This window comes from Streptomyces sp. RKAG337 (assembly GCF_023701715.1).
GTDB lineage: Bacteria > Actinomycetota > Actinomycetes > Streptomycetales > Streptomycetaceae > Actinacidiphila.
The window spans coordinates 1,915,812-1,939,805 of the sequence record NZ_JAJOZA010000001.1 but is presented as its reverse complement, the minus strand read 5'-3'; the positions used below and the strand labels follow the sequence as shown (position 1 = coordinate 1,939,805).

General features: G+C 71.2%; 20 protein-coding genes. 16 read left to right on the top strand and 4 right to left on the bottom strand.

The annotated features are described in order from the left end of the window. The first annotated feature begins 312 nt into the window (after window positions 1–312). Window positions 313–1,518: a signal recognition particle-docking protein FtsY gene (ftsY, locus tag LNW73_RS08475; RefSeq protein ID WP_250977946.1), complete on the top strand. Its 1,206-nt coding sequence runs from the start codon at window positions 313–315 to the stop codon at window positions 1,516–1,518. A 110-nt stretch (window positions 1,519–1,628) separates the two neighbouring features. On the opposite strand, the gene LNW73_RS08470 is transcribed toward ftsY, so the two are convergent. Continuing rightward, the gene (locus LNW73_RS08470; RefSeq protein WP_250989517.1) at window positions 1,629–2,312 is read right to left on the bottom strand and encodes a bifunctional DNA primase/polymerase; all 684 of its coding nucleotides are present in this window, start codon (window positions 2,310–2,312) and stop codon (window positions 1,629–1,631) included. 213 nt (window positions 2,313–2,525) lie between these two features. Here LNW73_RS08470 and nsdA point away from each other — a divergent pair, with 213 nt between their 5' ends. The 6 genes from nsdA (at window position 2,526) to LNW73_RS08440 (ending at window position 10,813) form a co-directional block, all read left to right on the top strand. After that, window positions 2,526–4,052 carry a transcriptional repressor NsdA gene (nsdA, locus tag LNW73_RS08465; protein WP_250989516.1) on the top strand — a complete coding sequence of 509 codons (1,527 nt, stop codon included), beginning with the start codon at window positions 2,526–2,528 and terminating at the stop codon, window positions 4,050–4,052. Window positions 4,053–4,335: 283 nt separating this feature from the next. Continuing rightward, window positions 4,336–5,688: an ammonium transporter gene (locus LNW73_RS08460; protein ID WP_250989515.1), complete on the top strand. Its 1,353-nt coding sequence runs from the start codon at window positions 4,336–4,338 to the stop codon at window positions 5,686–5,688. Continuing rightward, window positions 5,685–6,023 (top strand): P-II family nitrogen regulator, encoded by a 339-nt coding sequence (locus LNW73_RS08455; protein WP_138356455.1) that lies wholly within the window; start codon window positions 5,685–5,687, stop codon window positions 6,021–6,023. The genes LNW73_RS08460 and LNW73_RS08455 overlap by 4 nt, the downstream gene beginning before the upstream one ends. Before the next feature lie 59 nt (window positions 6,024–6,082). Beyond that, complete coding sequence (locus LNW73_RS08450; protein WP_250989514.1) at window positions 6,083–8,563, top strand: [protein-PII] uridylyltransferase; 2,481 nt, start codon at window positions 6,083–6,085, stop codon at window positions 8,561–8,563. 121 nt (window positions 8,564–8,684) lie between these two features. Beyond that, entirely contained in the window at window positions 8,685–10,226 is a 1,542-nt protein-coding gene (gene ffh / locus LNW73_RS08445; RefSeq protein WP_138356453.1) for a signal recognition particle protein, read from the top strand. Window positions 10,227–10,297: 71 nt separating this feature from the next. After that, a complete protein-coding gene (locus tag LNW73_RS08440) occupies window positions 10,298–10,813 on the top strand; it encodes a GNAT family N-acetyltransferase (RefSeq protein ID WP_250977952.1) in 516 nt (171 codons plus the stop codon). Window positions 10,814–10,845: 32 nt separating this feature from the next. Here the strand turns inward: LNW73_RS08440 and LNW73_RS08435 are convergent, their stop codons facing one another. The 3 genes from LNW73_RS08435 to LNW73_RS08425 form a co-directional block, all read right to left on the bottom strand. Next, window positions 10,846–12,792, bottom strand: coding sequence for a family 20 glycosylhydrolase (locus LNW73_RS08435; RefSeq protein ID WP_250989513.1), 1,947 nt, complete (start codon window positions 12,790–12,792; stop codon window positions 10,846–10,848). 120 nt (window positions 12,793–12,912) lie between these two features. Beyond that, window positions 12,913–15,390, bottom strand: coding sequence for an excinuclease ABC subunit UvrA (locus tag LNW73_RS08430; protein WP_250989512.1), 2,478 nt, complete (start codon window positions 15,388–15,390; stop codon window positions 12,913–12,915). 324 nt (window positions 15,391–15,714) lie between these two features. Continuing rightward, window positions 15,715–16,539: a methyltransferase domain-containing protein gene (locus tag LNW73_RS08425; RefSeq protein ID WP_250989511.1), complete on the bottom strand. Its 825-nt coding sequence runs from the start codon at window positions 16,537–16,539 to the stop codon at window positions 15,715–15,717. 152 nt (window positions 16,540–16,691) lie between these two features. On the opposite strand from LNW73_RS08425, the gene proS reads away from it, so the two are divergent. The 9 genes from proS (at window position 16,692) to lepB (LNW73_RS08380) (ending at window position 23,938) form a co-directional block, all read left to right on the top strand. Then, window positions 16,692–18,104 (top strand): proline--tRNA ligase, encoded by a 1,413-nt coding sequence (gene proS, locus LNW73_RS08420; RefSeq protein WP_250977956.1) that lies wholly within the window; start codon window positions 16,692–16,694, stop codon window positions 18,102–18,104. A gap of 296 nt (window positions 18,105–18,400) precedes the next feature. Then, entirely contained in the window at window positions 18,401–18,997 is a 597-nt protein-coding gene (locus LNW73_RS08415; RefSeq protein ID WP_250977957.1) for a hypothetical protein, read from the top strand. Between the two features lie 195 nt (window positions 18,998–19,192). Beyond that, window positions 19,193–19,651 carry a 30S ribosomal protein S16 gene (rpsP, locus tag LNW73_RS08410; RefSeq protein ID WP_250977958.1) on the top strand — a complete coding sequence of 153 codons (459 nt, stop codon included), beginning with the start codon at window positions 19,193–19,195 and terminating at the stop codon, window positions 19,649–19,651. A 2-nt stretch (window positions 19,652–19,653) separates the two neighbouring features. Beyond that, window positions 19,654–19,893 carry an RNA-binding protein gene (locus LNW73_RS08405; protein ID WP_138356444.1) on the top strand — a complete coding sequence of 80 codons (240 nt, stop codon included), beginning with the start codon at window positions 19,654–19,656 and terminating at the stop codon, window positions 19,891–19,893. A 161-nt stretch (window positions 19,894–20,054) separates the two neighbouring features. Continuing rightward, window positions 20,055–20,633 (top strand): ribosome maturation factor RimM, encoded by a 579-nt coding sequence (gene rimM, locus LNW73_RS08400; RefSeq protein ID WP_250977959.1) that lies wholly within the window; start codon window positions 20,055–20,057, stop codon window positions 20,631–20,633. Beyond that, entirely contained in the window at window positions 20,633–21,445 is an 813-nt protein-coding gene (gene trmD / locus LNW73_RS08395) for a tRNA (guanosine(37)-N1)-methyltransferase TrmD (protein WP_250989510.1), read from the top strand. Before rimM ends, trmD begins: the two co-directional genes overlap by 1 nt. Before the next feature lie 134 nt (window positions 21,446–21,579). Continuing rightward, the gene (gene rplS / locus LNW73_RS08390; protein WP_138356441.1) at window positions 21,580–21,927 is read left to right on the top strand and encodes a 50S ribosomal protein L19; all 348 of its coding nucleotides are present in this window, start codon (window positions 21,580–21,582) and stop codon (window positions 21,925–21,927) included. A 33-nt stretch (window positions 21,928–21,960) separates the two neighbouring features. Then, window positions 21,961–22,671, top strand: a complete 711-nt coding sequence (gene lepB / locus LNW73_RS08385; protein WP_250989509.1) for a signal peptidase I — start codon at window positions 21,961–21,963, stop codon at window positions 22,669–22,671. Continuing rightward, window positions 22,664–23,938 carry a signal peptidase I gene (lepB, locus tag LNW73_RS08380; protein ID WP_374118055.1) on the top strand — a complete coding sequence of 425 codons (1,275 nt, stop codon included), beginning with the start codon at window positions 22,664–22,666 and terminating at the stop codon, window positions 23,936–23,938. The genes lepB (LNW73_RS08385) and lepB (LNW73_RS08380) overlap by 8 nt, the downstream gene beginning before the upstream one ends. The last annotated feature ends 56 nt before the right edge of the window (window positions 23,939–23,994 follow it).

Here is a 23,994-nt window from a genome sequence, read left to right as displayed (position 1 = left end):
GGACGCTTCCCTTCGCCGGTGATGGACCACGCGGACGCTAACTGACATGGCGTCAGATTTCCAGAGTTCTGCACGCGGGCTACCGGGCCGGCCGCGAACGGGTTCGGACGCAAGGGGCCGGGATCGCAGGCGTGGGGGTCCGAAATGCTGCCGTGTATTTGTGAGCCGCCAGGCTCGTAAATATACGATTTCGGACCCCCACGCCGGAGAGCCCGGCCCCGACCCGCACCGGCCGGCAGGGACCGGCGCAGAGAGCCGCGGCGCGCCGCATTGTCGCGGCCACCCGCGCACGTGACCGATACTGGGCAAGATATGGAAACCGTCATCCTTGCTGTAGTCATCGCCCTGGTCGCGGTCGTCGCCGCCGGCGGACTGGTGGTCGGCAGCCGCCGCAAGAAGCAGCTGCCGCCCGCGCCGCCGAGCACGCCGACCATCACCGCGCCGCCCGCCGAGCCACGCGTCGGGGACGAAGCGGAGGTCCCTCGGGACGAGCCGCGCCGGACGATCGAAGAGGTCGTCCTCCCCGAGACGCCTGGCGCGCCGGTCGCCGTGGAGGAGCTGCCGGTACCCGCGGCTCCCGAACTCGAACAGCCGGAACCCAGCGCCGGCCGCCTGGTGCGGCTGCGCTCCCGGCTGTCCCGCTCGCAGAACACGCTCGGTAAGGGGCTGCTCGCGCTGCTCTCCCGCGAGCACCTCGACGAGGACACCTGGGAGGAGATCGAGGACATCCTCATCACCGCCGATGTGGGTGTCGCTCCGACCCAGGAGCTGGTGGACCGGCTGCGCACCCGGGTGAAGGTGCTCGGCACCCGCACCCCCGCCGATCTGCGCGCCCTGCTCCGCGAGGAGCTGCTGACCCTGGTCGACCCCTCGCTGGACCGCGAGCTGAAGACCGAGAGCCACGAGACGACCCCGGCCGTCGTGCTGGTCGTCGGTGTCAACGGCACCGGCAAGACCACGACCACCGGCAAGCTCGCCCGCGTCCTGGTGGCCGACGGCCGCAGTGTGGTGCTCGGCGCGGCGGACACCTTCCGTGCCGCCGCCGCCGACCAGCTGCAGACCTGGGGCGAGCGGGTGGGCGCCCGTACGGTGCGCGGCCCCGAGGGCGGCGACCCGGCGTCGATCGCCTTCGACGCCGTGAAGGAAGGTATCGCCGAGGGCGCGGACACCGTCTTGATCGACACCGCGGGCCGGCTGCACACCAAGACCGGTCTGATGGACGAGCTGGGCAAGGTCAAGCGGGTCATCGAGAAGCACGGCCCGGTCGACGAGGTGCTGCTGGTGCTCGACGCGACCACCGGGCAGAACGGGCTGGTCCAGGCCCGGGTCTTCGCCGAGGTCGTCGACATCACCGGCATCGTGCTGACCAAGCTGGACGGCACCGCCAAGGGCGGCATCGTGATCGCGGTCCAGCGCGAGCTGGGCGTTCCGGTGAAACTGATCGGGCTGGGCGAGGGCCCGGACGATCTGGCGCCCTTCGAGCCGGAGGCGTTCGTCGACGCCCTGATCGGCGACTGACCCGCACTGACGCGAACGGTTGTATACGTAAGGGGCGCCCTTCCCTGGAGGGCGCCCCTTACGCACCTCCCCGGGTGATGGCTTTTCTCCGTGCCGGGTGCGGTGCGGGCTCAGGTCCGTACGAGCCAGGGGCCGGGCGTGCGGTCGCGGTGGCAGACGTACGCCAGGGTGCCGAGCAGTAACCGCGCCTCGGGCGGCTGATGCACCGAGTCGAGCAGCGGCGACCTCAGCCAGCGCACCGGGCCGAGCCCGCCCAGGTCGGACGGCGGGGCGGTGACGTGGTCGCCGAGCCCCAGGCAGCGCAGGTCGAGGTCGGCGTCGTCCCAGCCCATCCGGTAGAGCAGGTGCGGGAGTTCGGCCGCGGCGCCCGGCGCGACGAAGAACTGCGCGCGGCCGGTGGGGGTGACGAGCACCGGGCCGAGCCGCAGCCCCATCCGCTCCAGCCGCACCAGGGCGCGCCGTCCGGACTGCTCCGCCACGTCGATGACGTCGAACGTCCGTCCCACCGGCAGCAGTACGGCCGCGCCCGGCACCTGGGCCCATGCCTCGGCGGCCTGCTCCAGGGTCGCGCCGGCCGGGATCTCGTCGGCGAACACCAGGGGATGCGCCCCCGGTTCCTTGCAGCCGGGGTCACCGCAGGAGCAGGCTCCACCGCCCCGGACGGCGCGCGCTCCCGGCGTGACCGCCCATCCGCACAACCCCGTGTACTCCGCCACCGTGGTGCACGCCGTGGCGCGTTCCCGGCGGCGCGAGCCGGCCCGGATATCCCGAATGCCGCCGATCGTGAAACCCATGACACCCCCAACGGATCGCAGTCGCCGATGGTTACGCCCCTGCCTGACCGGGGTGTGTCAAGTGAATCGTGTACAGCCGCAGACGAGTTCATTCGAAGGGGTGGCGAATGGTGGCGTTTCCGCTGTGGCACTCGCCGGATGGGTGATCGTAGGATTACTTTCGGTTCGTGAGCGCCAGACATGTGTCCCTTCCGGGTATGCCGGAGGCAAGGCATGAGGTCCTGGACTCAGCGGGCCTTGGCCGTAAGGGCGTTGGCCGACTCGGATGGGGGCCTACCGGTGGGCGGCACACAGGACAAGCAGCCCAACGCGCAGTTGAACTCGTGGTTCGTGCGCAGCGGCTGGTCGAAGGGCGAGTTGGCCCGTCAGGTCAACCGCAGGGCGCGTCAGATGGGCGCCCACCACATCAGCACCGACACCTCCCGGGTGCGGCGCTGGCTCGACGGCGAGCAGCCGCGTGAGCCGATCCCGCGCATCATGTCCGAGCTGTTCTCCGAGCGGTTCGGCTGCGTGGTCCCGGTCGAGGACCTGGGGCTGCGGTCAGCGCACCAGTCACCGTCGGAATCGGGCGTGGACCTGCCCTGGGCGGGACCCCAGACGGTCCAGCTGATCAACGAGTTCTCCCGCAGCGACCTGATGCTCGGCCGCCGCGGCTTCCTCGGAGCCTCGTTGGCCCTCTCGGCGGGACCCGCCCTCGTCGAGCCGATGCAGCGGTGGCTGGTGCCCCCCTCTCTCGGCGGCTTCCCGACGCCGGCCGCCGGTGTGCCCCGGGACACCGGCAACCGGCCGAACCGGCTGTCCGAGCCGGAGCTGCAGCTGCTGGAGACCACCACGGTGATGTTCCGCACCTGGGACAGCCAGTGCGGTGGCGGCCTGCGCCGCAAGGCGGTCGTCGGCCAGCTGCACGAGGTCACCGACCTGCTCCAGGAGTCGCACCCGGAAGCGGTCGCCAAGCGGCTCTACCGGGTCACCGGCGACCTCGCGGCGCTGGCCGGCTGGATGAGCTACGACGTCGGTCTGCAGCCCACCGCGCAGAAGTACTTCGTGCTCGCGCTGCACGCCGCCAAGGAGGCCGCCGACCGGCCGCTGGGCGCGTTCATCCTCTCCAGCATGAGCCGCCAGATGATCCACTTGAACCGGCCGGACGACGCGCTGGAGCTCATCCACCTCGCCCAGTACGGCAGCCGGGACTCGGCCACCGCCACCACCCAGGCGATGCTGCACGCCGTCGAGGCGCGCGCCTACGCCAACATGGGCCAGGTCAGCAAGTGCCACCGGGCCGTGCGGATGGCCGAGGACTCCTTCACCGACGCCCGCAAGGGCGAGGACCCGGACTGGATCAGCTTCTTCAACGAGGCCGAGCTGAACGCGGAGAACGCCCACTCCTACCGTGACCTCGCCTACGTCGCCGGCCGCAGCTCCACCTACGCCTCGCTCGCCCACCCCGTGATGGAGCGGGCCGTCGAGCTGTTCGGCCAGGACTCCGTCCACCAGCGGGCGTACGCCCTCAACCTCATCGGCATGGCCACCGTGCACCTCCTGGAGCGGAACCCGGAACAGGCTGCCGACATGACGCACAAGGCCATCTCCGTGGCCAGAAAAGTGCGCTCCGAGCGGGTGAACACCCGGATCCGCAAGACCGCCGACACCGCGATGCGCGACTTCGGCGACATCGCTGAGGTCATCGACCTCTCCGAGCGGCTGGCGGTCGAGCTCCCGGAAGTGGCCGAAACCGCCTGACCGGCGGATCCCTCCTCCAGAACCCCGGCCGCGGCAGGCCACCCGATCAGCCCGACTCGGCTCCCCCACGCCTGGTCAACCGGGTGCCTTCCGCGGCCGGTCCCGTATACGGCGCCCGCGCCTGCCGGGAGCGGTTCATCTTCACGTAACACATAGGACTTCTTCGTCACCGCGTCGAAACACCCTGCGGCATCGGGCGAAACCCGGCTGGGACAACCTCTGGGCGATAACCGGCCCACCCAGCACCGTCCCGCAGGGCCGCTCGGATGACGAGGAGACGCCGATGGCACCAGCCATCCTGACGCTTGCCGCTGATGCGCCCAAGCTCGATACCGGAAATACGGCGTTCATGCTGCTCAGCGCCGCCCTGGTCATGGTGATGACACCGGGCCTGGCCTTCTTCTACGGGGGCATGGTCCGCGTCAAGAGCGCGCTGAACATGTTGATGATGAGCTTCATCAGCCTCGGCATCATCACCATCCTGTGGACGCTCTACGGATTCAGTTTCGCCTTCGACTCCGGCAACGGCTTCATGGGCGGCACCGACTGGCTCGGGATGCGCAACATCGGCATCGCCGAGCTGTGGCCCGGATACGGCATCCCGGTCTACGTCTTCGCCGTCTTCCAGCTGATGTTCGCGATCATCACCCCGGCGCTGATAAGCGGTGCGCTCGCGGACCGTGTGAAGTTCACCGCCTGGGCGCTCTTCATCACCCTGTGGGCGACGATCGTGTACTTCCCGGTCGCGCACTGGGTCTGGGGCTCGGACGGCTGGCTCTTCAAGTACGGCGTGATCGACTTCGCCGGTGGTACCGCGGTCCACATCAACGCCGGTGCCGCCGCCCTCGGGGTGATCCTGGTGATCGGCAAGCGGGTCGGCTTCAAGCGGGACCCGATGCGGCCGCACAGCCTGCCGCTGGTCATGCTCGGCGCGGGCCTGCTGTGGTTCGGCTGGTTCGGCTTCAACGCCGGCTCCTGGCTCGGTGCCGACGGCGTCGCCGCCGTCGCGTTCACCAACACCCAGGTCGCCACCGCAGCCGCGATGCTCGGCTGGCTCGCCTACGAGAAGATCCGGCACGGCTCCTTCACCACCCTGGGCGCCGCCTCCGGCGCGGTCTCCGGGCTGGTCGCCATCACCCCTGCCTGCGGTTCCGTCTCCCCGCTCGGCGCGATCGCCGTCGGCGTGATCGCCGGTGTGCTCTGCGCCGCCGCGGTCGGCCTGAAGTACAAGTTCGGCTACGACGACTCGCTGGACGTCGTCGGTGTCCACATGGTCGGCGGCATCGTCGGCTCGCTGCTCATCGGCCTCTTCGCCACGGGCGGCGTCGGCCAGACCGCCAAGGGCCTGTTCTACGGCGGCGGCCTCGACCAGCTCGGCAAGCAGGCGGTCGGCGTCGGCGCGGTCCTGGGGTACTCCCTGGTAGCCTCCGCGATCCTCGCCAAGCTCATCGACCTGGTCATGGGCTTCCGGGTCACCGAGGACGACGAGATCACCGGCATCGACCAGATCGAACACGCCGAGACGGCGTACGACTTCGCGGGAGCGGGCGGCGGCACGGTCCGCACCACCGCGGTACCCGTCCCCGGCAGCACGAGCAGCGAGGCCGGCGCCTCGGACAAGAAGGTGGACGCGTGAAGCTCATCACGGCAGTTGTGAAGCCGCACCGGCTGGACGAGATCAAGGAAGCCCTGTCGGCCTTCGGGGTGCACGGCCTGACGGTCACCGAGGCCAGCGGCTACGGCCGGCAGCGCGGCCACACCGAGGTCTACCGTGGCGCCGAGTACACCGTCGACCTCGTGCCGAAGATCCGCATAGAGGTCCTGGTCGAGGACAGTGACGCCGATCAGCTGATCGAAGTCATCGTCAAGGCCGCCCGCACCGGCAAGATCGGTGATGGCAAGGTGTGGAGTATCCCGGTCGAGACAGCGGTCCGCGTACGCACCGGCGAACGCGGCCCGGACGCCCTCTAGACCTGGTCCCTGCTCATTCGGACCGGATCTGGCAACAAGCGCCCAGCGCTGGAGCACAAGTGACGGAAAGCGTCGAAGCGAAAGCGGATGGCGAGTCCGCCGCCGGAACCCCTGAGGGTCCCAGCGGCTACGCGGCGGCCCGGCTGCGTCTCCTCAACGAGGAGGCGCGGTCCGGGCCGCCGCGCCGTTCCGCCCTGTCGGGACTCACCGACAGATGGCTGGCGGGGCTGGCCGCGGGCGCCGCGGGGGAGACCGGCGTCGCCGGATACGCCCTGGTCGCCGTCGGCGGCTACGGGCGCGGCGAGCTCTCCCCGCGCAGCGACCTCGACCTGCTGCTGCTCTACGACGGCTCCGTCGCCAAGGACCGGATCTCCGCGCTCGCCGACCGGATCTGGTACCCGGTCTGGGACCTGGGGCTGGACCTGGACCACTCGGTCCGCACCGCCGCCGAGGCCCGCGAGACCGCCGCCGAGGACCTCAAGGTCCAGCTCGGGCTGCTCGACGCCCGGCACATCGCGGGCGATCCCGCCCTCACCGCGTCCCTGCGGACGGCCACGCTGGCCGACTGGCGCAACCAGGCCCCCAAGCGGCTGCCCGCCCTGCACGAGCTGTGCCAGGAACGGGCCGAACGCCAGGGAGAGCTCTCCTACCTGCTCGAACCCGACCTCAAGGAGGCCAGGGGCGGGCTGCGCGACGCCACCGCGCTGCGCGCCGTCGCCGCGTCCTGGCTCGCCGACGCCCCCCGCGACGGTCTGGAGGAGGCCCGCACCCGGCTGCTCGACGCCCGCGACGCCCTGCACCTGGTCACCGGCCGGGCCACCGACCGGCTCGCCCTCCAGGAACAGGACCAGGTCGCCGAAGCCCTCGGCCTGCTCGACGCCGACGCGCTGCTGCGCCAGGTCTACGAGGCGGCCCGCACCATCAGCTACGCCGCCGACGTCACCTGGCGCGAGGTCGGCCGCGTGCTGCGGTCCCGCGGGGCGCGTCCGCGCCGCCGCGGTCTGCTCGGCATCGGCCGCTCCGGCCCGGCCGCCGCCCCCGCCGAGCGCACCCCGCTCGCCGAAGGCGTCGTCGAGCACGAGGGCGAGGCCGTCCTGGCACTGGCCGCGAAGCCGGAACGCGACCCCGTACTGCCGCTGCGCGCCGCCGCCGCGGCCGCCCAGGCCGGGCTGCCGCTCAGCCTGCACGCGGTGCGCCGGCTGGCCGCCGCCGCCCGCCCGCTGCCGGTGCCCTGGCCGGCCGAGGCCCGTGAGCAGCTGCTCACGCTGCTCGGCGCGGGCGAGGCCACCGTCCAGGTCTGGGAGGCGCTGGAGGCCGAAGGGCTCATCACCCGGCTGCTGCCGGACTGGGAACGGGTCCGCTGCCGCCCGCAGCGCAACGCCGTCCACCGCTGGACTGTCGACCGGCACCTCGTCGAGACGGCGGTCCGCGCCTCCGGCCTCACCCGCCGCGTCGGGCGCCCCGACCTGCTGCTGATGGCGGCCCTGCTGCACGACATCGGCAAGGGCTGGCCGGGCGACCACAGCGAGGCCGGCGAGGTCATCGCCCGCGATGTCGCCACCCGCATCGGGTTCGACCCCGCCGACGTGGAGACGCTGGCGCTGCTCGTCCGCCACCACCTGCTGCTCATCGAGACCGCGACCCGCCGCGACCTCGACGACCCGGTGACCGTGAAGGGCGTCGCCGACGTGGTGCGCGACAACGGCACGCTGGAGCTGCTGCACGCGCTGACCGAGGCCGACGCGCTCGCCACCGGCCCCGCCGCGTGGAGCAACTGGCGCGCCTCGCTCCTGTCCGACCTCGTCAAACGGGTCGCGGAACTGCTCGCGGGCGGTGAGGTGCCGGAGCCCGCCGCCGCCGAGCCGACGGCCGAGGAGGAACGCCTCGCCGTCGAGGCCGCCCGCACCGGCGGCCCGGTGCTCGCCCTGCACGCCCACGCCGAACCCGACCCCGAGGGCGGCGACGAGAACACCCCCGAGGGGCTGGGCGTCGAGCTGCTGCTCGCCGTCCCGGACCGGCCGGGACTGCTCGCGCAGGCCGCGGGGGTGCTCGCCCTGCACCGGCTCACCGTGCGCGCCGCCGACCTGCGGTCCGTCGACCCGATCGGGGAGGGGCCGGTGACGCTGCTCAGCTGGCGGGTCGCCGCGGAGTACGGGGCGCTGCCGGAGGCCGCCCGGCTCCGAGCCGACCTGGGGCGGGCCTTCGACGGTTCGCTCGACATCGAGGCACGTCTCGCCGAACGCGAGGCGGCCTATCCGCGCCGCCGCGCGCTCGCCGCGCCACCGCCCCGGGTGACGGTCGCCGCCGGCAGCTCCCAGGTCGCCACGGTGATCGAGGTCCGCGCCCAGGACGCACCGGGACTGCTGCACCGGATCGGCTACGCCCTGGCCGCGACCGGGGTGAACGTGCGCTCCGCCCGCATCAGCACCCTCGGCGCGAACGCGGTCGACGCGTTCTACGTCGTCGGCGCGGACGGCGCTCCGCTGGGCGAGGTGCGGGCGGCGGAGGTCGCCCGCGAGGTGGAGCGGGCGCTGCGCTGAGCGCCGCGGTCGTCCGTCGCCGGGCAGGCTCAATCCCGCCTGCCCGGCGATGGAGGGCACACCAGCGGATACCCTGGGGGACGACCACCGCCAACCCCTGACGCGAGGACCCGCAACCACCGTGTTCGATACCCTCTCCGATCGCCTTGCAGCGACGTTCAAGAACCTCCGGGGCAAGGGCCGCCTCTCCGAGGCGGACATCGACGCCACCGCGCGCGAGATCCGTATCGCCCTGCTGGAAGCGGATGTCGCGCTCCCGGTGGTCCGTGCGTTCATCAAGCAGGTCAAGGAGCGGGCCTCCGGCCTCGAGGTCTCGCAGGCGCTGAACCCGGCGCAGCAGGTCATCAAGATCGTCAACGAGGAGCTCGTCGGCATCCTCGGCGGTGAGACCCGCCGGCTGCGGTTCTCCAAGCAGCCGCCGACCGTGATCATGCTCGCGGGTCTGCAGGGTGCCGGTAAGACCACCCTGGCCGGAAAGCTCGGCCACTGGCTGAAGAGCCAGGGCCACGCCCCGCTGCTCGTCGCCTGTGACCTCCAGCGCCCGAACGCCGTGACCCAGCTCTCCGTCGTCGCGGAGCGCGCGGGTGTCGCGGTCTTCGCGCCCGAGGCGGGCAACGGCGTCGGTGACCCGGTCAAGGTCGCCAAGGACTCCATCGAGTTCGCGAAGTCCAAGCAGTACGACGTGGTCGTCGTCGACACCGCCGGCCGGCTGGGCGTCGACGAGGAGCTGATGCGGCAGGCCGCCGACATCCGCGACGCCGTCAGCCCGGACGAGATCCTCTTCGTCGTCGACGCGATGATCGGCCAGGACGCGGTCAACACCGCCGAGGCGTTCCGCGACGGCGTCGGCTTCGACGGTGTGGTGCTCTCCAAGCTCGACGGTGACGCCCGCGGTGGTGCCGCGCTCTCCATCGCGCATGTGACCGGCAAGCAGATCATGTTCGCCTCCAACGGCGAGAAGCTCGACGAGTTCGACACCTTCCACCCGGACCGGATGGCGTCCCGCATCCTCGGCATGGGCGACATGCTCAGCCTGATCGAGAAGGCCGAACAGACCTTCTCGCAGGCCGAGGCCCAGAAGATGGCCGAGAAGCTGGCCAAGGGTCCGAAGGAGTTCACGCTCGACGACTTCCTGTCCCAGATGGAGCAGGTCCGCAAGATGGGCTCCATCTCCAAGCTGCTCGGCATGCTGCCCGGCATGGGGCAGATCAAGGACCAGATCGCCAACCTGGACGAGCGTGACGTGGACCGCACCGCCGCGATCATCAAGTCGATGACCCCGGCCGAGCGCCAGGACCCGACGATCCTCAACGGCTCGCGCCGGGTCCGCGTCGCGAAGGGCTCCGGCACCGAGGTCAGCGCGGTCAAGAGCCTGGTCGAGCGGTTCTTCGAGGCCCGCAAGATGATGTCGCGGATGGCCCAGGGCGGCGGCATGCCCGGGATGCCGGGAATGCCCGGCATGGGCGGCGGCAACAAGAAGAAGAAGCAGGTCAAGCAGGCCAAGGGCAAGCAGCGCAGCGGCAACCCCATGAAGCGCAAGGCGGACGAGGCGGCGGAGGCCGCCCGCCGTGCCGAGCAGGCCGACAACCCCTTCGGCGCGGCAGCCGCCCCGGAGGCGCAGAACTTCGAACTCCCCGACGAGTTCAAGAAGTTCATGGGCTGACGCCTCCCGCACCGCAGCAGAAGAGCGCCCCCAGCAGGGGGCGCTCTTCGCGTCCGGGGCATGATGGCGCCATGCGCGTATCCATCCGAGAACCACGACCGGGCGACGCCGACGCGTACGCCACGGCCGTCCTGCGGTCCGCCGACCATCTGAGCCCGTGGAACCCGGTCGATCCGGACGGTTTCCACGAGCTGCTGCGCCGCCAGGGCCCGTCGTTGCGCACCTTTCTGATCATCAACGACGAGGACGGCGGCATCGTCGGCAAGGTCAATGTCGCGAACATCGTCCGGGCCCGGTTCCGCAACGGTGTTCTCGGCTACGACAGCTACCTCCCGTACGCGGCCACCGGCCGGATGACCGAGGGCCTGCGGCAGGTCGTCGACCGCTGCTTCAGCAGCTATCCCGACGGGCTCGGGCTGCACCGGCTGGAGATCAACGTGCAGCCGGACAACGACCGCTCCCTCGCCATGGCCAAGCGGCTCGGCTTCCGCCACGAGGGCTTCTCGCCGCGCATGCTCTATCTGAACGACGACTGGCGCGACCACGAGCGCTTCGCGCTCACCGCCGAGGAGTGGCCCGGCGCCTGACCCGTCCCGCCGCTCCGGGCCGGCTCGTCGGCCTACGCGTCGTGGTACGCCTCGACCTCCCACAGCGAGTAGCCGTAGTCGGTGCCGCGCCCGGTCAGATAGATCCGCAGATACCGCCCGGAGCCGGTGAGCCCGGTCAGGTTCTGGGTGCCGCCGGAGCCGCTGGTGGTGGAGTAGACCGTGCTCCAGGACGTGCCGTCGTCCGACAGCTGGATCTGGAACGCCGTGGCGTAGGCCGCCTCCCAGGTGAGCTTGACCCGGTTGACGGCCTGGCTGCCGCCCAGGTCGACCAGCAGCCACTGCGGATCCGCGAAGGCGCTGGACCAGCGGCTGCCCTGGTTGCCGTCCACCGCGCTCTCCGCGGGGAAGGCGGGCGTCTCGGTGCTGGAGACGGTCACCGGTCGGCCGAGGACCAGGTCGCCGGCGGCGGTGTCGGCGGGCCAGCCGGGCGGCCGGCCGACGGCGGTGACGATCGGCTGGAACTCCGCCAGCGTCGGCACCAGTGGGGGAGATCCCCAGGTCCGCTGGGCCAGCGCGCGCATCGGGGTCATGATGCCGGCCGCCGTCTGCTGCTCGGTCTCGGCGTCCGGGTTGTCGCACCAGACGTGCAGCTTCGAACCCCGGTTGCGGGACGGGTCGGTGAGGGTCGCGCCGCCCTGGAAGACGTCGGGGTTCCAGGTCTCGTACATGTACGGGGTGTTGGGCCGGCCGCCGCCGAACACGTAGTAGGTCGGATTCCAGCTGGAGTTGTTGACGATGTGGCCCGCCTCGACGAGCTGCTGCGGGGTGAGGCCGTAGGTGTTGAAGTAGTCGACGGTGATGTCCGCGTTCGGGACGATCGTGCCGTCGCCCGGCTTGATGCCGTCGTTCCACATCCGCATCGTCTTGCCGGCGCCCCGGACGATGGCGTCGGCCCAGTTGACGAAGCCGTAGTAGGCGTCCTTGGCGGTGGCGTCCGCCCCGTAGTGGTCGCGGGCGTAGCTGAGGAGCTGCGGGTAGTTGGCGTAGTTGGTGACGTACTCGTCCGCGCCCAGGTGCCAGTACTTGGCGGGGAACAGCGGCAGGTACTCGGTGATCAGATCCTGGATGAGGCGGTAGGCCGCCGGGTTGGACAGGTCGATGTACTGGTTGCTCGGGGTGCCCGCACTGTTGACGAGCCGCAGTTCGGGGTGGGCGGCCAGCGTCGTGTTCATATGGCCCGGCATGTCGATCTCGGGCACGACGGTGACGTGGTACCGGGCGCCGAGCACGATGAGATCGGTGATCTCCTGCTTCGTGTAGTGCGCGGCGGAGGTGATCTCGGGGTGGCTGGTGCTCTCCAGCCGGAAGCCGTAGGTGTCGGACAGGTGCAGGTGGAAGTAGTTCATCTTCAGATAGGCGAGGTCCCTGATCTGGCCCTGCAGCCAGGGCAGGGTGAAGTACTTGCGCCCGACGTCGACCATCAGCCCGCGCTCGGGCTTGGCGGGCCAGTCGCGTGCCGTCCCGGCGGCGATGGTGGGGGACTGCTTGAGGAGCTGGAGCACCGAGCGGGTGCCGTAGAAGGCCCCGGCGTCGGTCCGCGCCCGGACGGTGACGGACGGGGCGACGGTGAGGGCGTATCCCTCGGCGCCGAGCTCGGTGTCCGTCGAGCCGAGCGTGAGGAACACGTCTCCGGGCTGCACGGTGGAGGCCGGGCCGCTGACATGGCCGACGGTCCTTCCGGCGAGCTGCGTCAGGTCGTCGGCGAAGACCTGGCCGGTGGTGCCGAGCGCGGACCCGTAGGCGCTGTCGGTCACGACCCGGCTGGCGGGGCCGAACGTGTACGAACCGCTGCCCGCGGTCCACTGCTGAAGGGCGGGAACGGTGCGCGGCGCGGCGGCGTCGGCGGCGTGCGCCGGCCCCTGCGCGAGCGGCATGACCAGGGCGAGCAGCAGGCCGAGCAGCACGCCGAGAACGGCGCCTGGTCCGCGGGAGACGCGGGCGTGGGGGGAGAACCGCATGGTCGAGTACTCCTGCCTGGAGGGGATGGTGCGGGAACGGTCCGGTCGGCCCGGCGGCCACCGGGCGCGGCGGGACCGTCGGTGCGGGTCGGCGGCCCCCGACCGGTGGGCCGTCGACGGTCAGACCGGCGGATTGCCGGGGATCTTCGGCGCCAGGTAGTGCGCGGTGACGCTGAGCGGCGACCGGGCGACGAGCGCGGGGACCCCTTCCGCGACGATCCGCCCGCCCTGGTCGCCGCCGCCCGGACCCATGTCGATGATCCAGTCGGCGCCGGCCGCCACATCCATGTCGTGCTCGACCACGACGACCGAGTTCCCCGCGTCGACGAGCCCGTGCAGCCGGCGCATGAGCAGTTCGGTGTCGGCCGGGTGCAGCCCGGTGGTCGGCTCGTCCAGCAGATAGACGGTGTGCGAGCGCGCCCCGCGGCCCGTGCGCTGCAGTTCGGCCGCCAGCTTGATCCGCTGGGCCTCGCCGCCGGACAGCTCGGTGGCCGGCTGCCCGAGCCGCAGATAGCCGAGCCCGACCTGTCGCAGGGTCCGCAGCGGCCGGGCGGCGGCGGGCACGTCGGCCAGGAAGTCGCAGGCCGCGTCGACCGTCATCGCCAGGACGTCGGCGACGCTCGCGCCGCGGTAGGTGATCTCCAGGGTCTCCGGCCGGTAGCGGGCGCCGTGGCAGGTCGGGCAAGGGGCGTAACTGCCGGGCAGGAAGAGGAGTTCGACGGCGATGAACCCCTCGCCCTGGCAGGTCTCGCAGCGGCCGGTGGCGACGTTGAACGAGAAGCGCCCGGCGTTGTAACCGCGCCTGCGGGCCTCGTCGGTGGCCGCGAAGAGCTTGCGCACGGCGTCGAACAGGCCCGTGTACGTCGCCAGGTTGGACCGGGGTGTGCGGCCGATGGGCCGCTGGTCGACCCGCACCAGCCGGCCGACGGCCTCGAGCCCCGTCACCGAGGTGGCGTACGAGGCGGCGCTTCCCCCGCCCACCGGGATCTCGTCCGCGCCGTCCTCCTCCGGCTCCTCCTCGGCGGACGTCCCCAGGTGCTCCGTCAGGACATCGGCCAGCACCTGGCTGACCAGCGTCGACTTCCCCGACCCCGAGACGCCGGTCACCACCGTGAGGACACCGAGCGGCACCACCGCGTCCAGGCCGCGCAGATTGTGCCGGGTGACACCGTGCAGCCGCAGCCGGCCGGACGGTTCGCGCGGTACGCGTGCGGCGGCCGGCGGCCCCTCGGGGAACAGGAACCGGCGGGTCGCCGATTCGGCGACCGACGCCAGCCCTGCCACCGGACCGCTGTGCAGCACCCGGCCGCCGAGCTCGCCCGCCAGCGGGCCGACATCCACGACCCAGTCGGCGCGCGCCACCACCGCCATGTCGTGCTCGACCACGAAGATCGAGTTCCCGGCCGCCCTGAGCCGGTCGAGCACCGTCAGCAGCGCCTCGGTGTCCGCCGGGTGCAGCCCGGCCGACGGCTCGTCGAGGACGTAGACGACGCCGAACAGACCCGAGCGCAGCTGGGTGGCGAGCCGCAACCGCTGCAGTTCGCCCGCCGAGAGCGTCGGCGTCGGCCGGTCCATGCTCAGATAGCCCAGGCCCAGCTCGCCGAGCCCCTCGATCCGGGACACGAGGTCCCCGGCGATCGTGCCGGCCACGGAACCCGCCTCATGGGGCGTCTCCCGCAGCAGCCGCGCCAGTTCGATGAGGGGCAGGGCGGCCAGGGCGGCGATGTCCCGGCCGGCGAAGGTGACCGCCAGCGACTCCGGGCGCAGCCGCCGCCCGCCGCACACCGGACAGGGCGCGCTCGTCATGAACCGCCGGACCCGTTTGCGCAGCGCCTCGCTCCGGGAGTCGGCGAAGGTGTGCAGCACATAGCGCTCGGCGCTCATGTACGTGCCCTGGTAGGGGCGTTGGATGCGGTCGGCGTCCCGCACCGGGTGGACGGTGACGACCGGCTGCTCCGGTGTGAACAGGATCCAGTCGCGCGCCTCCCTCGGCAGCCGGTGCCAGGGCGCGTCGATGTCGTGGCCGAGCGCGTCGAGGATGTCGCGGAGGTTCTTGCCCTGCCAGGCCCCCGGCCAGGCGGCGACCGCGCCGTCGCGGATGCTCAGCGACGGATCGGGGACGAGCGAGTCCTCGCTGACCCGGTGCACCGTGCCCAGCCCGTGGCACTCCGGGCAGGCGCCCGCCGGGGTGTTGGGGGAGAAGGCGTCGGAGTCCAGCCGCTCGGTGACGCCCGGCGGATAGCTGCCGGCGCGTGAGTACAGCATGCGCAGCGAGTTCGACAGCGTGGTGACCGTGCCCACCGAGGAGCGCGAACCCGGCGCGGACCGCCGCTGCTCCAGGGCGATGGCGGGCGGCAGACCGGTGATCTCGTCGACCTTGGGTGCGCCGATCTGGTGAATCAGCCGCCGCGCGTACGGGGCCACGGACTCGAAGTAGCGGCGCTGCGCCTCGGCGTAGATCGTGCCGAAGGCGAGCGAGGACTTACCGGAGCCGGAGACCCCGGTGAAGGCGACCAGCGCGTCCCGCGGCAGGTCCACATCGACCCCGCGCAGATTGTGCTCCCGCGCGCCGCGCACCCGGAGGTACGGATCGGTCATCGGGCTCCTCTCCGTCCCATCGGGGGGTGCGGCGGCAGGAAGGTACCGGTTGTGACCTGATCGTACGATTTACTCCGGAATTGGGGCGAGTGGCAGTGGCATCGGAGTGCCATGAGTGGTGCCAAGGGTGCTGTCGCGGAAGAACTGAACCGGGTGCCGCCCCGTCAGAAGCCCGGCGTCCGGGGCGGTCAGCGGCAGCCGGTGGCGCCGGCAGGGCGAGGGGCCGGCCGGTGGACGCGCCGACGCCCGCGGGCCCGCCCCTCGCGGGGGCACGGTCCGCGGGCGTACGGCACGGAGGTCAGACGCGGGCGACCACGTACCGGGTCAGACGCGGGCGACCACGTACCGGAAGACGTTCTCCATCCGGACCGTCCCGTCGGCCCGCCGGTACGGATGCAGCGCCTCCGCCAGCTCCTTCTCCACCTGCGGCTGGTCGGTGGCCACCGCCGCCGGGTCGAACAGGCCGGTGGAGAGCAGCCCGCGGACCGCGCTGTCCATGTCCGGATAGCCGAAGGGGCAGGCCACCCGGCCGGAGCCGTCCGGCCGCAGCCCGGCGTCGCGGGCCAGCTCCTCCAGGTCGTCGCGACCGCTGAGCCGGCCGCTGACGGTGTGCCCGCGCGGCTCCGCCAGCCGCGCCGCGACACACAGCACGCGGAAGGTGGCACACCGCTCGGAGGGACCCCAGCCGGCCAGCACCACGGGACTGCCGCGCTCCGTGAGCCGGGCCGCCGCCGTCAGGTCCGGCCGCAGTTCGTCGCAGGGCGACGCCGGATCCAGCGCCGTCACCATGGTGAACGGCGTGCCCTCCCGGTCCGCCGGGCGTACGGGACCGCCGCAACGTAACTCCGCGCGGGCCCTGCGCCGGGCCGGCGCACCCCACTGCGGTTCGGGGAGCAGCCGCTCACGGGCGAGCGCGAGCCGGCGTTCGTCGGGATCGCAGCCGGTGACGGCCGCGCCGCGGGCGGAGGCCATCAGCAGTGCGAGGCCGGATCCGCAGCCGAGCCCGAGCAGCCGGGTCGCCGGGCCGACGTCGAGCCGGTCGTACACGGCCTCGTAGAGCGGTACCAGCATCCGCTCCTGGATCTCGGCCCAGTCCCGCGCCCTGGTATCGGCGCGTGTCCTGGATCCGCGAACGAGCGTGGGTGTCATCGGAGCCGCCCCAATCAGCCGAGTCGCCGTCCTCGTGTGCCCCCCGGTGCTTTGTGCATGTCCCCGAAAGCCAGACAACTCCGGTTTTGGGCTCGCGTCCAGAGGGCGGCCCGATTCACGTCCGGCGGTCATCGCCCCGTAACATCTGCGGCATGGCAAAGCCCCCCGTTCTCACGCCTCAGGCGGTCGACTTCCCCCGCTGGTACCAGGACCTGGTCAACAAGGCCGAACTGGCCGACAACGGCCCGGTACGCGGCACGATGGTGATCCGGCCCTACGGATACGCCCTCTGGGAGCGGATGCAGCAGGAGATGGACGCGCGCATCAAGGACGCGGGTGCCCAGAACGCCTACTTCCCGCTCTTCATCCCGCAGTCGTACCTGACGCGCGAAGCCGAGCACGTGGAGGGCTTCGCCCCCGAGCTGGCGGTCGTCACGCACGGCGGCGGCAAGGAGCTGGACGAGCCGATCGTCGTCCGCCCCACCTCCGAGACGATCATCAACGAGTACTTCTCCAAGTGGGTGCAGAGCTACCGGGACCTGCCCCTGCTGATCAACCAGTGGGCGAACGTCGTCCGCTGGGAGATGCGTCCGCGCATCTTCCTGCGCACCACCGAGTTCCTCTGGCAGGAGGGCCACACCGCCCACGCCACCTACGAGGACGCGCGTGCCTACGCCGCGCGGATCCACCAGGACGTGTACGCCGATTTCATGGTGAACGTCCTCGGCATCGATGTGGTGCTCGGCCGTAAGACCGTCAAGGAGCGCTTCGCCGGCGCGATCAACACCCTCACCCTCGAGGGCATGATGGGCGACGGCAAGGCCCTGCAGATGGGCACCAGCCATGAGCTGGGCCAGAACTTCGCGAAGGCGTTCAACACCTCGTACCTGTCGGGCGAGGGCAAGCAGGAGCACGTCTGGCAGACCTCGTGGGGCGTCTCGACCCGCATGGTCGGCGGCCTGATCATGTCGCACGGCGACGACAACGGCCTGCGCGTCCCGCCGCGGCTCGCCGCGGTCCAGGTGGTCGTGCTGGCCATCAAGGGCGACGACACCGTCATCGCCAAGGTGCACGAGATCGGCGCCCGCCTCAAGGCGGCCGGGATCCGCGTCCAGGTGGACGCCCGCACCGACACCCCGTTCGGCCGCCGGGCCGTGGACTGGGAGCTCAAGGGCGTTCCGGTGCGGGTCGAGGTCGGCCCGCGCGACCTGGAGAACGGCACCGCGATGCTGGCCCGCCGGATCCCCGGGGGCAAGGAGCCGGTGGCGCTCGACGCGCTGGAGGCCCTGATCCCCAGGATCCTCGAGGAGGACCAGGCGCAGCTGCTGCGCGAGAGCCTGGAGCGCCGCGAGTCGCGCACCGTGGACGTGGCGACCATCGGGGAGGCGGCCGAGGCCGCCGCCACCGGCTGGGCCCGCATCCCGTGGGCCGACCTCGGCCCGGAGGGCGAGGCCAAGCTGGCCGAGCAGAGCGTCTCGGTGCGCTGCCTGATCGCCGAGGACGGCACCGTGCCGGACTCCGACGACGCCCCGGGCACGATCGCGGTCGTAGCCCGCGCGTACTGAGTCCTGCGCACCGATCCCACGTACTGAGCTCTGTACGGAGTTCCGTGCGGCGCTCGCGGGCTGGGCCATGACCGCTGGTCGCTGACGGTTCTCCGGCGGTAGCCGAAGGTAGCTGGCCGGAAACGGTCGTAATTTTTCGGTGATACGTCCCGACTTCGGGGCGGGTGTTCGGATTCTCCACTATCCTCCGCTCCCGCCCCGCGCCGGACGCATCCTCCGGAACTGACCGATGAGTGCAAATTATTTGGGGTGGCCCGGAATCGGAACACTGGGCCACCCCGGCTCGTTGTCACGGCGTGAGCACGACACCACCAGTTCTCGCCGCCGAGCTGGCAGTCGCGTGGGCCGACATTCAACGGCACCACCCCGAACTGCCGGATCTGGCCGCGCCAGAGTCCCTTATCGGAGAGTCCTCGTCCGCCTGCGGGACCGAGCTCTCCTTCGAAAGGCTGCTCCACGAGGCCGTGCACGGAGTCGCCGCAGCACGCGGCGTCCGTGACACGTCGCGAGCCGGCCGCTACCACAACCGCCGTTTTCTGGCGATCGCCGATGAATTGGGCCTCGACCATGCCGAGGAGCCGCATCCCAGCAGCGGCTTCTCCCTGGTCGGTCTGCGCCCCGACACCAAGAAGCGCTATCGAGCCACCATGGACCGGCTGCACCGGGCCCTGAAGGCACACAGCGTCGCGACCACCGCGGACACGGCACGCAGTTTCCGTGGTCCGGCGGCGCGGCACGGCTCGTCCGGTGGGGGAGTGCGGGTCAAGGCCGTCTGCGACTGCGGGCGCAACGTCCGCGTCGTACCGTCGGTCCTCGCCCAGGCGCCGATCATGTGCGGTGCCTGCGGACAGGCGTTTCGGATCCCGGAGGTCGTCGGCGCCGGCGTCGGGTGAGGTGAGCCGAAGCCGCTGGGCCGCTCGGATTAGCCGGGCGTGTCACCGTGTGGCAGAATAGCCAGCTGAGAACTCGACAGCCGTGCAGGAACCCTCTCTCCTTCGGCTGACGCGTCCGCTGGGCGCACGAATCCCACAACCCCACGTGGGTGTCCGCTGTGCCCAACCTCGTCAATTCCAGGAGAACCCACTCCCGTGGCAGTCAAGATCAAGCTGAAGCGTCTGGGCAAGATCCGTTCGCCTCACTACCGCATCGTCATCGCCGACTCCCGTACCCGCCGTGACGGCCGGGCCATCGAGGAGATCGGCCTGTACCACCCGGTGCAGAACCCGTCGCGCATCGAGGTCGACACCGAGCGTGTCCAGTACTGGCTGGGTGTCGGCGCACAGCCGACCGAGCCCGTGATGGCCATCCTCAAGGTCACCGGCGACTGGCAGAAGTTCAAGGGCCTGCCGGCCCCGGCTCCGATGCTCGTCGCCGAGCCGAAGGCCGACAAGCGGATCCTCTTCGAGGCCGCTGCCAAGGACGCCGGCAACGAGCCCAAGGGTGAGGCCATCACCCCGAAGGCCAAGAAGGCGGAGAAGGCCGAGAAGAAGGCCGATGACGCTGTCGAGGCCGCTGTTGAGGCCCCGGCCGAGTCCACCGAGGCCTGAGCATGCTCGAGGAGGCTCTCGAGCACCTCGTGAGAGGCATCGTCGACAATCCCGATGATGTGCAGGTGTCTGCGAAGACCCTGCGCCGCGGGAGCGTCCTCGAAGTCCGGGTACACCCGGACGACCTCGGCAAGGTGATCGGCCGCAACGGCCGCACCGCACGCGCTTTGCGTACTGTCGTGGGCGCCCTCGGTGGCCGTGGCATCCGTGTCGACCTCGTCGACGTGGATCAGGTCCGCTGAGACCAATGCAGTACCGGCACGGGCCGGGGGCGGCGATTGCCGGCCCCGGCCCGTTGTCGTGTTCCGGGACGGATCCCCGGCCTTCCCGGCGAACAGATTCGCAGTGACTGATTCGCAGTGACAGATTCGCAGTGGCAGATTCTTAGCGAAGGGCAAGCAGAGTGCAGCTGGTAGTCGGCCGGATCGGGCGCGCCCACGGCATCAAGGGCGAGGTCACCGTCGAGGTGCGCACCGACGAGCCGGAGGTGCGGCTCGGACCGGGCGCGGTACTGGCCACGGACCCGGCCACCGCCGGCCCGCTGACCATCGAGTCCGGCAAGGTGCACAGCGGCCGCCTGCTGCTGCGCTTCGAGGGCGTCCGGGACCGCACCGGCGCCGAGGCGCTGCGCAACGTCCTGCTGATCGCCGAGGTGGACCCGGCGGAGCTGCCCGAGGACCCCGAGGAGTTCTACGACCACCAGCTGGTGGACCTCGACGTGGTGACGGTGGACGGCACGGAGGTCGGCCGCATCCTGGAGATCTCGCACCTGCCGGGCCAGGACCTGTTGATCGTCGAGCGCCCGGACGGCACCGAGGTGATGATCCCGTTCGTCAGCGAGATCGTCCCGGAGATCGACCTGGAGAACCAGCGCGCGGTGATCGACCCGCCGCCCGGCCTGCTCAACGAGGCCGAGGCCGAGATCGCCAGCACCCGCACCCCCTCCGACGACGGCGTTGACGGCGCTGACGGCACCGCCTGATGCGCATCGACGTCATCACGATCTTCCCTGAGTACCTGGAACCGCTGAACGTGTCGCTGGTCGGCAAGGCGCGGGCCCGCGGGCAGCTCGATGTGCGGATCCACAACCTGCGCGACTGGACCCACGACCGGCACAACACCGTGGACGACAGTCCGTTCGGCGGCGGCCCCGGCATGGTGATGAAGCCGGAACCGTGGGGCGAGGCGCTGGACGCGGTGACCGCGGAAGCCGCGGAGCAGCGGCCGGTGCTGGTCGTCCCGACGCCCAGCGGTCTGCCGTTCACCCAGGAACTGGCGGTCGAACTGTCCGAGCGGCCCTGGCTGGTCTTCACGCCCGCCCGCTACGAGGGCATCGACCGCCGCGTCATCGAGGAGTACGGCGACCGTTTCGACGTCCGTGAGGTCTCCATCGGCGACTACGTGCTCGCCGGCGGTGAGGCCCCGGTCCTGGTGATCGTCGAGGCGGTGGCCCGGCTGCTGCCCGGCGTGCTCGGCAACGCCGAGTCGCACCGCGACGACTCCTTCGCGCCCGGCGCGATGGCCGACCTCCTGGAGGGGCCGGTCTACACGAAGCCCCCGGTGTGGCGGGAGCGCGAGGTGCCCGAGGTGCTGCTGAGCGGCCACCACGGCAAGGTCGCCCGCTTCCGTCGCGACGAGGCGTTCCGCCGCACCACCGCCAACCGGCCGGACCTGATCGAGCGCTGCGACCCGGCCGCACTCGACAAGCTGGACCGAAAACTCCTGGCGGAGCTGGGCTGGGAAGAGATGCCGGACGGCCGATTTGGGCGCTCGGCCTCCGCCGTGGAAGAATAGCCGCCTGCTGTACGTCCGGCGGCGCCCCTGCCACAGGGGGACCGACGTTCGCCCGACGGAGCGGCATTCCGAATCATCATCACGACAGTTCCGCCGATGACCTGTGGCATGGGCGAAGGAAGCAGAAGATCTTCATGCATATTCTCGACTCCGTCGACAACGCGTCCAAGCGTGACGACGTCCCGGCGTTCCGCCCCGGTGACACCATCAACGTCCACGTGCGTGTCATCGAAGGCACCCGCTCGCGTGTGCAGCAGTTCAAGGGCGTAGTCGTCCGCCGCCAGGGCGCCGGCGTCCGCGAGACCTTCACGGTCCGCAAGGTCAGCTTCAGCGTCGGCGTCGAGCGTACCTTCCCGGTGCACAGCCCGATCTTCGAGAAGATCGAGATCGTGACCCGCGGTGACGTCCGTCGCGCCAAGCTGTACTACCTCCGTGAGCTGCGCGGCAAGGCCGCGAAGATCAAGGAGAAGCGCGACAACTGAGCCCATCGCGGGGCCGTATAGGCTCTCCGCTCGATGGACACGGACGCAGAACTCCCGGAGCGCGATCGCTCTTCCCCCGCTGGACAGCAGGGGAAGCGGCGGTCGCGCTTCGCTGTGTCCCCGTCGTCCGTGCCCCCGTGGTGGTCCGTGGCCCGCTGGTGGCGTACGGCGCTGCCCGCCGTCGCCTGCGTGGCCGCCCTCTTCCTGGCGAACGCCTTCCTGGTGCAGCCGTTCCTCGTTCCGAGCGGGTCGATGGAGGGAACGCTGCAGATCGGGGACCGGGTGCTGGTGAACAAGCTGGCGTACCGTTTCGGCCGGGAGCCGGAGCGGGGCGACATCGTCGTCTTCGACGGTGACGGATCGTTCCTCCGGACCGGCGGGACCGACTATGTGAAGCGGGTGATCGGTATCGGCGGGGACCGGGTCACCTGTTGCGATCCGCTGGGCCGGCTCATGGTGAACGGCCATCCGCTGGACGAGGGCTATCTGTATCCGGGCGATACACCCTCCCAGGTACCGTTCGACATCCAAGTGCCGGCAGGGAGGCTGTGGGTGATGGGTGACCACCGTGGCGACTCCCGGGATTCCCGGGATCATCTCGGCGAGCCCGGCGGCGGCACCGTCCCGCTGGACGAGGTGATCGGGCGGGCCGACTGGATCGGCTGGCCGATCGGGCGGATGCGCTCCCTGGACCGTCCGGCCGTCTTCGCCGCCATACCCGAACCGGGCCGGGGCCGTGGGTAACCGCGGCAGGCCGCGGTACGGGCACCACCGGCCGGGCGCGGTCCGGCCCGCCCGCGCGGGTACGCATGCCGGCTCGGACGCCGGGACGGGCCCGGGGCGCGATTCCGCCAACGGCGATGGCGGCTCCGGCAACGGCGATGGCGGCGATGGTGACGGCTTCGGCTACGGCTCCGTGCCGCGCGGCGGCCCCACCCGGGCGGAACGGCGCAAGCTGGCCCGCAGGGTCAAGCGCAAGCGGCGCCGGTCGGCGGCGCGGGAGGTGCCGCTGCTGCTCGTCGTCGCGCTGCTGATCGCCCTGGTGCTCAAGACGTTCCTGCTGCAGGCCTTCGTCATCCCGTCCGGTTCGATGGAGCAGACCATCAGGATCAGCGACCGGGTGCTGGTCGACAAGTTGACTCCGTGGTTCGGCAGCACGCCGCAGCGCGGCGATGTCGTGGTCTTCAAGGACCCGGGCGGCTGGTTGGCGAACGAGCCCAAGCCCAAGCCGGATCCGGTGGTGGTCAAGCAGGTGAAGGAGTTCTTCACCTTCATCGGGCTGCTGCCGGCCTCGGGCGAACAGGATCTGATCAAGCGGGTGGTCGCGGTCGGCGGTGACACCGTGAAGTGCTGCGACAAGGACGGCCGGATCACCGTCAACGGCACACCGTTGATCGAGCCGTACATCAATCCGGGTGACATCCCCTCGCAGTCGCAGTTCAGTGTGAAGGTGCCCATGGGGCGGGTGTGGGTGATGGGGGACCACCGCTCCAACTCGGCCGACTCCCGTTTCCACATGGACCAGGCTGGTCAGGGGACGGTGCCGCTGGATCTGGTGGTGGGCCGGGCGTTCGTCATCGCGTGGCCGCTGGGTCATTGGCGCAAACTGGAGGAGCCGGGGACTTATGCCTCGGTGCCCGACGCGCGGTCGACCGGCGCAAGTGCACTGGAACCGCCGACTAAGGTGGGCACGGCCAACAATGAGCAAGGAACGAACCCCCTCCCGACTCCTGCGGAACTCCCGCTCGTTATCGGAGTGGTGGGCCTGCGTCAGTCATGGCGCAGGCGGCAGCGCGGAATGAGGAGTGAACGTGGGGGACCTGGTGGTCGGCGCACGATCCGGATCCGGCGAGCCCGAAGACGGGGACATCCCGGCGGGCTCTGTCCAGAAGACGGCGGACGGCGGCTCGGCCCCCGATGCGGGGCACGAGAACGAGTCCGGGCACGAACCCGCGCCGGAACCCGGTGCGGCCGGCGGCGAGGACGGCGGGGCGGCGGGCCGGCGCCGTAAGCCGGAGCGCAAGCAGCGGTCGTTCTGGAAGGAACTGCCCCTGCTCATCGCCATCG

Bases quoted from the DNA above. Each gene is read 5' to 3' on its own strand.
- nsdA (WP_250989516.1), top strand. From the start codon at position 2,526: ATGAGGTCCTGGACTCAGCGGGCCTTGGCCGTAAGGGCGTTGGCCGAC.
- LNW73_RS08430 (WP_250989512.1), bottom strand. From the start codon at position 15,390: ATGACCGATCCGTACCTCCGGGTGCGCGGCGCGCGGGAGCACAATCTG.
- LNW73_RS08425 (WP_250989511.1), bottom strand. From the start codon at position 16,539: ATGACACCCACGCTCGTTCGCGGATCCAGGACACGCGCCGATACCAGG.
- LNW73_RS08470 (WP_250989517.1), bottom strand. From the start codon at position 2,312: ATGGGTTTCACGATCGGCGGCATTCGGGATATCCGGGCCGGCTCGCGC.
- LNW73_RS08440 (WP_250977952.1), top strand. From the start codon at position 10,298: ATGCGCGTATCCATCCGAGAACCACGACCGGGCGACGCCGACGCGTAC.
- trmD (WP_250989510.1), top strand. From the start codon at position 20,633: ATGCGCATCGACGTCATCACGATCTTCCCTGAGTACCTGGAACCGCTG.
- rplS (WP_138356441.1), top strand. From the start codon at position 21,580: ATGCATATTCTCGACTCCGTCGACAACGCGTCCAAGCGTGACGACGTC.
- LNW73_RS08405 (WP_138356444.1), top strand. From the start codon at position 19,654: ATGCTCGAGGAGGCTCTCGAGCACCTCGTGAGAGGCATCGTCGACAAT.
- LNW73_RS08435 (WP_250989513.1), bottom strand. From the start codon at position 12,792: ATGCGGTTCTCCCCCCACGCCCGCGTCTCCCGCGGACCAGGCGCCGTT.
- lepB (WP_250989509.1), top strand. From the start codon at position 21,961: ATGGACACGGACGCAGAACTCCCGGAGCGCGATCGCTCTTCCCCCGCT.
- proS (WP_250977956.1), top strand. From the start codon at position 16,692: ATGGCAAAGCCCCCCGTTCTCACGCCTCAGGCGGTCGACTTCCCCCGC.
- ftsY (WP_250977946.1), top strand. From the start codon at position 313: ATGGAAACCGTCATCCTTGCTGTAGTCATCGCCCTGGTCGCGGTCGTC.
- LNW73_RS08460 (WP_250989515.1), top strand. From the start codon at position 4,336: ATGGCACCAGCCATCCTGACGCTTGCCGCTGATGCGCCCAAGCTCGAT.